The organism is Staphylococcus sp. HMSC063F05 (genome assembly GCF_001837075.1).
Taxonomy (GTDB): domain Bacteria; phylum Bacillota; class Bacilli; order Staphylococcales; family Staphylococcaceae; genus Staphylococcus; species Staphylococcus epidermidis.
In genome coordinates, this window is record NZ_KV831309.1 from 87,681 (window position 1) to 99,030 (window position 11,350).

Here is an 11,350-nt window from a genome sequence, read left to right on the forward strand (position 1 = left end):
ATAGTTGAAAATTTGGAGTATTTTTTAGTTCAAATATTTTTGTAGGAATGTCAACGTTTAGTACACTTGATAATAGGCACAAGAATAATAGTAATGATATATGAACGTTGGAGGTTGAAAATATGAAAAGTGCCCAAGCACTTGAACAGACTTTAACATCGTTAGACGGTCAAAAGTACGGTGCGTATAAGCAAATAAAAGACCTATACGAATTTAATTTATTTAAACTACGTATTGACCATATCCAAGCTGATCCATTTGCGCCACCATCTAAGATGAGTGTTGTTATAGATCGCCAACAAGCAAAATTTCCTGATTCTTTATTAAATTCTGAACTGAAACAACGGGCTGTGAGTGATTACTTAACGCGCGTGTTTCATAAGCAGATTCAATCAATAGTAGCCCAAGATAAAAAAGTAAGTAAAATTCAAATTGATAGTTGTGGCCAAGAAATTTTAGAGCGTACCGCAGTAGTAATTAAGAATCGTCAAATTGAGGCACGTATTGAAGTTGGATTACCAGCACGAGGACGTACCATATTAGGTAGAATAGCAAGACATACACTTATTAATGTATTACCTCAAATAGTAGAACATGCCTTATGTTATCGCAACATTAATGTTTCACAATTGGAACAACAAGTTGAATTAATGATAGATCAAGAGGAGATTAGACAACAGTTAGTAAAACGTGACCTTGTTGCATTTGTAGCAAATGGTGCTATTTTACCAAGAAAAAGTGGTGTTTCAGATCTCCCTATGAATAACGCTATTGAATTTAAAAGTCCTAAACAATATGAGATTGTAATGAAACTATCGAGTGGCAAAGTTATTAAGGGTATGGGTATTCCTAAAGGCATTACACTAATAGTTGGAGGCGGTTATCATGGTAAATCAACATTACTTGAAGCGTTAGAACGAGGTGTATATAATCATATTGCTGGTGATGGTAGAGAATATGTGATCACAAATCAAGATGCAATGAAAATTCGTGCTGAAGACGGAAGAAGTATTCAAAATGTTAATATCCAGCCATTTATTGATCATTTGCCAGGTGAAAGAGATACTACACATTTTTCAACTGAAAATGCGAGTGGTAGTACGTCTCAAGCTGCAAATGTCATGGAAGCTTTAGAATCACAAGCATCATTGTTACTCATTGATGAAGATACATCTGCAACGAATTTCATGATTCGTGATGGTCGTATGCAACGTTTAATTGCTCCCGAAAAAGAGCCGATTACCCCCTTTTCTAATAAGGTAAAAGCATTATATGACGACCATAACGTGTCGACTATTCTAATCGTTGGAGGTTCGGGAGATTATTTTGACGTGGCAGATCAAGTATTGATGATGGATGAATATGTGTTGAAAGATGTTACGCAACATGCTAAAGACATTGCGCAGTCAGACGGTTATCAAAGAAGGCTTTCTTCTCACTATCAGTTCGGTCACATTCCATCAAGAATTCCGTTGAGAGCGAGTTTTAATCAAAAAGGGAAACGTGATCGCTTTAAAGCTAAAGGATTGAATGTAGTAACGTATGGTAAGGAAACTATTCATATTTCTGGCTTAGAACAACTTGTCGATGACAGTCAAACACAAGGTTTAGCGATGATGTTAAGTTATGTAAAAAATGAATTGCTAGATGACAAAAGTACGATTGTAGAATTGACCAATAGTTTGTATCAACGGATTGAGAAACACGGATTAGATGTTATATCAAATCATCAGGGGCATCCTGGTCATTTAGCGCTACCTAGAAAGCAGGAGTTTATTGCGACACTTAATCGATATCGTAGATTAAAAATAAAGCAAAGGGAATAAATATATGCCCATTTTAAATATTTATTATAAAAGTATTTCAGAGTTTGCGTCGATGTATTGAACTTTGAGACTAAAAGTAAAGGGGAGTATGAAGATGAAGTCTTCAGTTCGATTGTTGAATCACATCATAAAGATAATGAACTTACAACAATCATTAATTATAAGAGATGAACAGTGGAATCAATCTTATGAGGCATACAATTTTAATATTAATGGCTACGTATTTAAAAGTAGGTTAGCTAAGAAAACAACAAAGAAAAAAGGATATTTTTTATCGCTTTGGGAAAAAGATAAAACAAAGAAAAATCGAGCATTTGACTATGAGTCATTTCCTGGGAAATTAATTGTACACGTGATGGATGATTCTCAAGTAGGTCAGTTTATTTTTCCAAAACATGTACTTTTTCATAAAGGTATTTTAAGAAATCATGCATCTAAAGGGAAAATGGCTTTTCGAGTGTATCCTACATGGGAGAAAGATTTAAATCGTGTCGCTCACAAGACACAAGAGTGGCAAAAACAATACTTTATAGATATGTCTCAAACAATTGATGTACCAAGTATTAAACGTGCTTATTTTAATGAAGATTGATTATAAAATCAAAAGCTGTACACAAACAGATATGTGTAAATATTGCTGTTTTATTAGTAAATTTGATTACATAACTGTCAATGAGTTGGAATGAGTCTCATTTTTTAATCATTTATATTGAGGGAGGGTTAATGGTGTCTTCGGAGTATAAAAAAGGAATATTTTTAGCTTTAGGTGCTTATATTTTATGGGGGATTTTACCCATATATTGGCGTTTAATTGATGAAATAGGCGCTTTTGAAATTTTGGCATTCCGTATTATTTTTTCAGTGATATTTATGATTTTTGTGCTCATTATAGGAAAAAATCAACGGAACGCTTTTTTTAGAGATGTTAATCAGTTGGTATCGCATCCCGTGCAACTTATTGCCATCATAGTTGCGGGGTATGTTATTACAGTGAATTGGGGGACATTTATTTGGGCAGTATCTAATGGTCACGTGCTACAATCTAGCTTAGGTTACTACATTAACCCACTAGTGAGTATCGTCTTGGCGCTTATATTTTTAAAAGAGAGATTTAATAAATTCGAATGGTTAGCCATCATCTTTGCACTAGTAGGCGTACTTTATATGACAATAAAAATCGGTGAATTTCCATTTATTTCACTTCTATTAGCATTTTCTTTTGGTATATATGGTTTATTAAAAAAGATTGTGCATATCGATGCGATAAGTAGCATCACTATTGAATGTATTGTTACTGCACCAGCCGGTTTAATCTATGTTATTTACCTATGGCAGCAACAACACATAACATTTGGATTAAATATATCATCATTTTGGCTACTATTTTCAGGTGCAATTACAGCAATACCATTGATTCTGTTCTCAGCAGGTGCTAAGCGAATTCCATTATCGTTAACTGGCTTCATTCAGTATGTAGGGCCGACAATCATGTTTATCTTAGGTATCTTTGTCTTTAAAGAGCCATTTAACACTGATCAATTGATTACCTTTATTTTTATATGGATAGGTATTGTGTTATATAGTATTTCTCAATATGTTCAAATTAAGAAAAACCCAGTTGTAAAATAGTAAAATAAATATACCTTCACTTTATTTGATGTACATTCTCTAAATTAGATATTGATTCTAACTATTGATGTGTACATTAACGTTTAAATAGAGTGAAGGTATATTTTTTATTTTGTATATCGACTGAATAGTAGTTGATTTGTAAAATATAAAGTTGGGTTAATCGTGTCTTTAATATCATTGACTTCTTTAAGCCACAACTGTAAATCATTGTAGTAGTCGGAACTCATAGACAAATCATTTGTAAAACATTTAGCTGTTGCTTCAATTGTATCTTTGTTTAATTGGTTAGAGATATCAGTTTGAGTATACGTTGAGTAAATTTCAATTGCACTTTCTAAATGATGATTGATGTAATGAATGGCCTTTTGAATGACTTTCAGAAACTTTTTAAGTTTGACCTCACTCGTATTTAATACTTCAGGTGTAGTAATGAAAATGAGTTGACAAAAATCGGGTACATTATAATTTTTAAGTGGAAAATAATCTACATTAAGTCCTTGATTTCTAGCTTCAAGAATTTCAAAATTTTCGAAAATGAGTGTAGCAGCATCAGCTTTATCAGTTAAAAGTGCATCAGTATGATAAAAGCTATGATTAACTGGTGTGATGTCACCCTCTTTATATGTGCCACCATCAGCTTCAATCATCGTTTTAGCCATGGCAATACCACCTGGACCGGGAGCGCCAGGATATTGAAGCCGTTTACCGATTAAATCTTTGGGGCGAGCGATATTTTTATCTTTGTTATACATAATACCTCCGTTAGTGTGAAGATATCTCGCAAACCCGATGACGTTTTGTTCTTTAGCTCTATCTTGAACCAGATGAATAGGTTCAGTAATCGCGATATCCATTGAACCATTTTCAATCTCGTCTAGTGCGTCAAAGTGTTCCTTTGGTTCAATCATCTCAATTTCTAATGATTCTTCTTTAAACCAACCTTTTTCGATACCTAAGATTAACGGCATATGATCAGGATTTAAAAACCATTCTAAACCTACTGTTAATTTGTCCATAAAAAATTCCTCCATCCATTTAATTATTGCGTAAAAAAGTGAATGAAGAAACAGTTATCAATATTGCTCACTTTCCTACGCCGGTGCTAACCAACAGGTTCAAGGGTTGAAAGTAGACTTTCTCTCAGCAAATTGAATTGCACCCCTAGTGATACTAGTTAATCTATGTACAGAATAACATAGTTGAATTGAATAAAAAGCAAAATGAATATAGTAAATATTAATCTTGGGAGTAAGATGCAAAAAAATAAGCTAACGTTTCAAACGTTAGCTTACAATATATTTGATGAACTGAAGTTTAATTAAAATTCTAACTTTACATCATACCTATGAGTTTCATCCATAGTGAACCTACACCAATCCAAATAATAAAATAGACTATACCAAGTACAATATTCATAGTCCACCAGCGCTTTTGTGTAACATAGCCAGCTGCGTATAATATGGGCGCTGGTCCACTACTATAGTGTGTTGTTGATGCCAGTAAGTTACCAAAGAACCCTAACATTAATGCACTGAATAATGGCGGTGCACCCGAAGCGACTGCAACACCGAGTAACGCGGCGTACATGGCGCTGACATGTGCTGTTGCACTTGCGAATAAATAATGTGAGTAGAAATAAAACAAGATGAGTAAAACTAAAACGATAGGCCAACTAAAGCCATTTAAACCTTGAGCAATGAGTTTGCTTAACCATGGGATAAAGCCTAACTTGTTTAATTGTTCTGCCATTAATACAAGAACTGAGAACCAAACGAGTGTATTCCATGCGCCTGTTTCATTTAAAATATCTGACCACGCTAATACACCTGTTAATAGTAACAATGCTAAAGCAATAAATGCAGTGAGCGTGGCATCAACATTAATGAAGCTTCCTAATACCCACAAAGCCAATGCTATGATAAAGATACCAACCATCAATTTTTCGGCTATAGACATATGTCCCATTTCTTCTAGTTGTTCAGTAGCCCATTTTTTAGCGTTAGGCGTTTCTTTAACAGTTGGTGGGTATAATTTATAAATAATGAAAGGGACAACGATGAGAGAAATCAATCCGGGTATAATAGCAGCAACAAACCAATTCATCCATGTAATTTGAACGTGTGCCGTTTTTTCAGCTAAACTTTGCGCTATAGGGTTACCGGCCATAGCTGTTAAAAACATAGCTGAAGTAATTAAATTACCTTGGAACTCAGTAAAGATTAAAAACGCACCCATTTTTCTCTCAGAACCATCTCTCGGCGATGAACCAAATGACTCTGACAAGGACTTAATGATTGGAAACATAATACCACCAGCACGTGCTGTATTACTTGGCGTAGCAGGAGCTAAGATAAGATCAACACCAACAAGTGAATAAGCCAAACCAAGCGTTTTCTTTCCAAATAATTTAACGAATTGCAGAGCAATACGTCGACCTAGCCCTGTTTTTACAAATCCTCTTGAAATGAAAAAGGCCATTGCAATAAGCCAAATACTACTATTACCGAAGCCTTGAACGGCAGTTTTTGTATCAACAATTCCAACCAAAATCATGATTGTAAAACCAATGATTGATACTGCACCTATAGTCATAGGTTGGGTAATACAAGCAATGATGGTTGACACAAAAATAGCAAACATAAACCAAGCTTGATCATTTAAGGCATCTGGTTTAATAGGCGTCAATGCCCAGATAATTAAACCAACGACAATAGGTAGAATAAACTTACGATATTTAACAGTACTTCCCACGACACCATCTTCCTTTACCTAAATCTTTTTTACATTTTAATCATAGTCTTATCACACGCTGATGTACAGGTCTTTTTATAATCGTACAACGTTCAAACATCATTACTTTTTTAAATCAGTTTAAGAGTTAGATAAACAGTAATTTATAAAGTTTATAAAGTATTAATAATTAACAACATACAATTGTTTGAAAACTCAAAATACTTGAAGTAGAATGGAATCGAAGGAATAAGAAAGCGCTTACAAATGTAAAATTTCTTATTCCTCATGCAAATGAAATTGGGATGGCACAACGTACTATTGGTGAAAGGAGGCATTTATTATATGAGTAAATCATATGACTTAATCGTAATAGGAGCTGGACCTGGTGGCTATGTAGCTGCAATACGTGGTGCGCAACTTGGTAAAAATGTTGCAGTCATTGAAAAAAATAATGCTGGAGGCACGTGCTTAAATGTAGGTTGCATCCCCTCTAAAACGTTGTTAGAACACGGCGAGAAAGCACACAGCATACGAGTTGCAAACGATTGGGGAATCACAACGAAAGACTTAAAAATTGATTTTACTCAATTTGTCCAACGAAAAAAGAAAGTTGTACAAACACTTACGGGTGGCGTGAAGCAGTTGTTAAAGAAAAATAAAGTTACTTATATTGAAGGGGAAGCACGAATTTCTAAAAACTTAAAAGTGGACGTTAACAATGAAACGTATCAAGCGAAAGATATAATTTTAGCAACTGGCAGTCAGCCGTTCATTCCACCAATTGATGGGTTAGATCAAGTCAATTATGAAACAACCGATACATTTTTCGATTTAGAGAAGCTACCAAAACAGTTAGCGGTTATCGGTGGGGGTGTGATTGCAACAGAACTCGCATCCTCAATGGCTGATCTTGGGGTTAGAGTTACGATAATAGAAGTTGCAGATGACATTTTATTAACTGAAATCAACGAAACTAGAGAAATGTTAAAAGCACATTTAGATAATCAAGGTATTAAGATACTGACGAAAGCAAAGATAAAACAAGTAAAGGAATCGAAAATAATATTAGATGGGCAAGATGATGTTAGCTTTGATACCCTTCTTGTTGCAACAGGTAGACAACCGAATACGCAAGTTGCAAAAGATTTAAATTTGGAAATGGATGGTAAATTCTTTAAAGTCAATGAACATTATGAAACGAGTCAAAAACATGTCTATGCTATAGGAGATTTAATTAAAGGATATCAACTTGCACATGCAGCAAGTGCGCATGGCATTCATGTTGTCGAAACAATAATGAACAAACAGCCGTCACTTGTGCGTCAAGAAGATATTACGCGTTGTATATACACAAGACTTGAAGCAGCATCAGTTGGGTTATCAGAAGAGCAAGCTAAAGAGGCTGGTTATGATGTGAAAGTGACTCAATCAGCATTTCAAGGGAATGCAAAGGCGTTAATCAAAGGAGAAAATGAAGGATTTATTAAACTTGTCGTTGATAAAAAGTATGGAGAGGTTCTTGGTGCTTTTATTGTAGGACCACATGCTACAGATATAATTGGAGAACTTTTAAGTGTCAAAGCATCAGAGGGTACGATTCATGAACTTTCTCAAATTATTCAACCACACCCGGCTTTATTAGAAGCAATAGGTGAGAGTGCAGATGCATTTTTTGATTCTGCAATTCATATGTAGTTTTAAACTTTATGACCTATGAAAGATAGGAGGAATTGACAATGAAAATGGAAAAAGAACAAGCACATTGGATTTATAAAACGATGAACGAAATTCGATTTTTTGAAGAAAAGGTACACAAAATTTTTAGTGATGGTAGAATTCCAGGATTCGTACACTTATATGTAGGTGAAGAAGCTGTTGCAACAGGTGTTATGTCTCAATTAAATGATGATGACTATATTACAAGTACACACCGTGGTCATGGTCATGCGATTGCAAAAGGATGCGATTTAAATGGTATGATGGCAGAAATTATGGGTAAACGTGACGGATTAGGTCACGGTAAAGGTGGCTCAATGCATGTTGCAGAAATTGACAAAGGAATGCTCGGTGCGAATGGTATTGTCAGTGGTGGTTTTGGGTTAGCAATTGGTGCAAGTATTTCTATCATTAATCAAGGTAAAGATAATGTTGCGGTATGTTTCTTTGGTGATGGTGCTGCAAATGAAGGTAATTTCCATGAAGGTCTTAATTTTGCTTCAATTTTAGATTTACCTGTTCTTTTTATATGTGAAAATAACCAATTTGCTGAAGGAACAACACATGACTACGCAAGTGCTTCTGAAACAATTGCAGAGCGTGCTGCGGCTTATAATATGCCGGGTGTACGTGTTGATGGCATGGATGTTATGGAAGTATATAAAGCAACACAAGAGGCTGTAGAACGCGCTAAAAAAGGTGAAGGACCAACGTTAATTGAATGTGATACGTATCGTAAATATGGACATTTTGAAGGTGATGAGCAAAAAGTAAAATCACCAGATGATCGTAACGCAGATAAAAATGCGACAGTAGAATTTAGAAAAAGAGCAATTGAAGAAAATTGGCTCACTGAAAAAGAAGCAGATGAAATAGAAAAAGCAGCTGAACAAGCTGTAGAAGATGCTGTGAAATTTGCTGAAGAAAGCGAATTACCAGATGAGGATTCATTATACAAGGATGTTTTTGCTTAAATCAGAAGATTGGAATATTTATTAAAAGATATAAGAACAAATGACCTAACCACATAAGGAGGTTTTTACGATGAGTGAAGAACGCAAGTTAACATTTATGGGGGCTATTAATGAAGCTATTGACCAATCTATGGAAAAAGATGAGGATGTCATTTTAATTGGTACTGATGTCTCAGGTGGTGCAAAAGTAGACCACATCAAAGATGACGATACATTCGGTGGTGTATTTGGTGTAACAAAAGGACTTGCAAAAAAATATAGTCGTAAACGTGTAATCGATACACCAATTGCTGAACACATTACATTGAGCACGGCAGTAGGAGCTGCTGCGACAGGGCTACGTCCAATTGCTGAACTCATGTTCAACGACTTTATTGGATTTGGTTTAGATCCAATTTTAAATCAAGGGGCAAAAATGAGATATATGTTTGGTGGAAAAGCCAAAATCCCACTAGTTGTACGTACTGTTCATGGAGCAGGGGCAAGCGCTGCTGCACAGCACTCTCAGTCTTTATATAATATGTTTGCAGCAATTCCAGGAGTTAAAGTTGTTGTTCCATCTAATCCATATGATGCGAAGGGTCTACTGATGTCAGCTATTCAAGAGGACAATCTTGTTGTCTTTTCAGAAGATAAAACATTATTAGGACAAAAAGGTAATGTTCCTGAAGAACCTTATACTATAGAAATTGGTAAAGCCAATGTGACGCGTGAAGGTGACGATTTAACAATTGTGGCTATTGGAAAAATGGTAGCTGTAGCGGAAGAAACTGCTGAAAAACTTGCAGAAGACCAAGTATCAGTTGAGGTCATCGATTTACGCTCAGTGTCACCATGGGATCAAGAAACAGTTTTAGATTCTGTGAAGAAAACGGGTCGCCTAATTGTTATTGACGAATCTAATCCACAGTGTAACATTGCTGGAGACGTTGCTTCAGTGATTGGAGATGTAGGATTTGATTACTTAGATGGTCCAATTAAGAAAGTGACCGCACCAGACACTCCTGTACCATTTGCAGCGAACTTAGAGGCGGCATATATGCCGAATGCTGATAAGGTATTAGACATTGCATCTGAATTAATTGATGATTTAAAAAAGGCTAACGCATAGGAGGTGTATCACAATGAGTGAAAATATTATTATGCCAAAGCTTGGAATGACAATGAAAGAGGGAACTGTTGAAGAGTGGTTTAAATCAGAGGGTGACACCGTAAAACAAGGAGAGAGTATTGTTACAATAAGCTCTGAAAAATTAACCAACGATGTTGAAGCGCCGGCGAGTGGGACATTGTTAGAAATTAAAGTGCAAGCCGGAGAAGATGCAGAGGTTAAAGCGGTATTAGGTATAATTGGAGAAGAAGGGGAAGCTATTGATAAAGATGAAGATGATTTAGCATCAGAAAAAGTAAAAGAAGACAACGAGCATGAGAAGGAAACGCAAGAAGTTAAAGATACATCACAACAGTCTTCCGATAATAAAGATAATTCGCCTAAAAGCGCAGCACGAGAAAGAATCTTTATCTCACCCCTCGCACGTAATATGGCTGAGGATAAAGGATTAGACATTAACAAGATAAAAGGCACAGGCGGTAATCATCGTATTACAAAACTAGATATTCAACGTGTTGAAGCAAATGGGTACGACTATGCTAGTGATACGACATCTAATGAAGATACAAGTCATGTTCCAACACAGACTGTGGATACAAGTGCGATTGGTGAAGGATTGAATCCTATGCGTCAACGTATTGCTCAAAACATGAGACAAAGTCTTAATAGTACTGCTCAATTAACATTACATCGTAAGGTTGATGCGGATCGCTTGCTAGATTTCAAAGACAGATTAGCTACGGAACTTAAACAAGCAGATCAAGATGTTAAATTAACTGTTACTACATTATTAGCTAAAGCAGTAGTGCTTGCACTTAAAGAATATGGGGCAATGAATGCTCGCTATGAACAAGGCGAGTTAACTGAGTATGAAGATGTTCATTTAGGAATCGCAACGTCTCTAGATGAAGGCCTTATGGTGCCAGTGATTAATCATGCAGATACAAAAAGTATCGGCACTTTAGCCCATGAAATTAAATCATCGGCTGAGGCTGTTCGGGAAGGAAACACAGGAGCAGTACAATTAGAGGGAGCAACATTTACAATTACTAATATGGGTGCTAGTGGTATAGAATACTTTACACCAATTTTAAATTTAGGTGAAACAGGTATTCTAGGCGTTGGTGCTTTAACTAAAGAAGTCGTGCTAGAAGCGGATAACATTAAACAAGTTTCAAAAATTCCTTTAAGCTTGACATTTGATCATCAAATTTTAGATGGTGCAGGTGCGGCCGATTTTCTTAAAGTACTAGCTAAATATATCGAAAACCCTTATTTATTAATGTTATAGGTAGTGACAATGAATGAGGCTGGGACATAATTCCCTAGCAAAATAGCCAGTAAATGAGTTTTCATAA

The 11,350-nt window shown here is 35.6% G+C and carries 9 protein-coding genes and 1 riboswitch; of the genes, 7 read left to right on the plus strand and 2 right to left on the minus strand.

What is annotated here, in order from left to right:
• The first annotated feature begins 122 nt into the window (after nucleotides 1-122).
• The 3 genes from HMPREF2576_RS01355 (at nucleotide 123) to rarD (ending at nucleotide 3,455) form a co-directional block, all read left to right on the plus strand.
• Entirely contained in the window at nucleotides 123-1,826 is a 1,704-nt protein-coding gene (locus tag HMPREF2576_RS01355) for an ABC-ATPase domain-containing protein (RefSeq protein WP_002470532.1), read from the plus strand.
• Nucleotides 1,827-1,920: 94 nt separating this feature from the next.
• On the plus strand, nucleotides 1,921-2,418 hold the full coding sequence (locus HMPREF2576_RS01360; RefSeq protein WP_001830560.1) for a MepB family protein: 498 nt from the start codon (nucleotides 1,921-1,923) through the stop codon (nucleotides 2,416-2,418).
• A 134-nt stretch (nucleotides 2,419-2,552) separates the two neighbouring features.
• A complete protein-coding gene (gene rarD, locus HMPREF2576_RS01365) occupies nucleotides 2,553-3,455 on the plus strand; it encodes an EamA family transporter RarD (RefSeq protein ID WP_002458084.1) in 903 nt (300 codons plus the stop codon).
• Nucleotides 3,456-3,562: 107 nt separating this feature from the next.
• Here rarD and HMPREF2576_RS01370 read toward each other — a convergent pair whose 3' ends face one another.
• Entirely contained in the window at nucleotides 3,563-4,474 is a 912-nt protein-coding gene (locus HMPREF2576_RS01370; RefSeq protein WP_002467639.1) for an ABC transporter substrate-binding protein, read from the minus strand.
• 55 nt (nucleotides 4,475-4,529) lie between these two features.
• A riboswitch (TPP riboswitch) is annotated at nucleotides 4,530-4,631 on the minus strand.
• A gap of 159 nt (nucleotides 4,632-4,790) precedes the next feature.
• The gene (locus tag HMPREF2576_RS01375; RefSeq protein WP_002470546.1) at nucleotides 4,791-6,209 is read right to left on the minus strand and encodes an anion permease; all 1,419 of its coding nucleotides are present in this window, start codon (nucleotides 6,207-6,209) and stop codon (nucleotides 4,791-4,793) included.
• Between the two features lie 324 nt (nucleotides 6,210-6,533).
• Here HMPREF2576_RS01375 and lpdA point away from each other — a divergent pair, with 324 nt between their 5' ends.
• The 4 genes from lpdA to HMPREF2576_RS01395 all read left to right on the plus strand — a co-directional run bounded on the left by lpdA (nucleotide 6,534) and on the right by HMPREF2576_RS01395 (nucleotide 11,283).
• Nucleotides 6,534-7,886 carry a dihydrolipoyl dehydrogenase gene (gene lpdA, locus HMPREF2576_RS01380; RefSeq protein ID WP_002469274.1) on the plus strand — a complete coding sequence of 451 codons (1,353 nt, stop codon included), beginning with the start codon at nucleotides 6,534-6,536 and terminating at the stop codon, nucleotides 7,884-7,886.
• Between the two features lie 41 nt (nucleotides 7,887-7,927).
• Complete coding sequence (locus tag HMPREF2576_RS01385) at nucleotides 7,928-8,881, plus strand: thiamine pyrophosphate-dependent dehydrogenase E1 component subunit alpha (RefSeq protein WP_002469257.1); 954 nt, start codon at nucleotides 7,928-7,930, stop codon at nucleotides 8,879-8,881.
• 70 nt (nucleotides 8,882-8,951) lie between these two features.
• Complete coding sequence (locus tag HMPREF2576_RS01390; RefSeq protein WP_001830482.1) at nucleotides 8,952-9,992, plus strand: alpha-ketoacid dehydrogenase subunit beta; 1,041 nt, start codon at nucleotides 8,952-8,954, stop codon at nucleotides 9,990-9,992.
• Nucleotides 9,993-10,005: 13 nt separating this feature from the next.
• A complete protein-coding gene (locus HMPREF2576_RS01395; RefSeq protein WP_001830479.1) occupies nucleotides 10,006-11,283 on the plus strand; it encodes a dihydrolipoamide acetyltransferase family protein in 1,278 nt (425 codons plus the stop codon).
• Nucleotides 11,284-11,350: the final 67 nt, after the last annotated feature.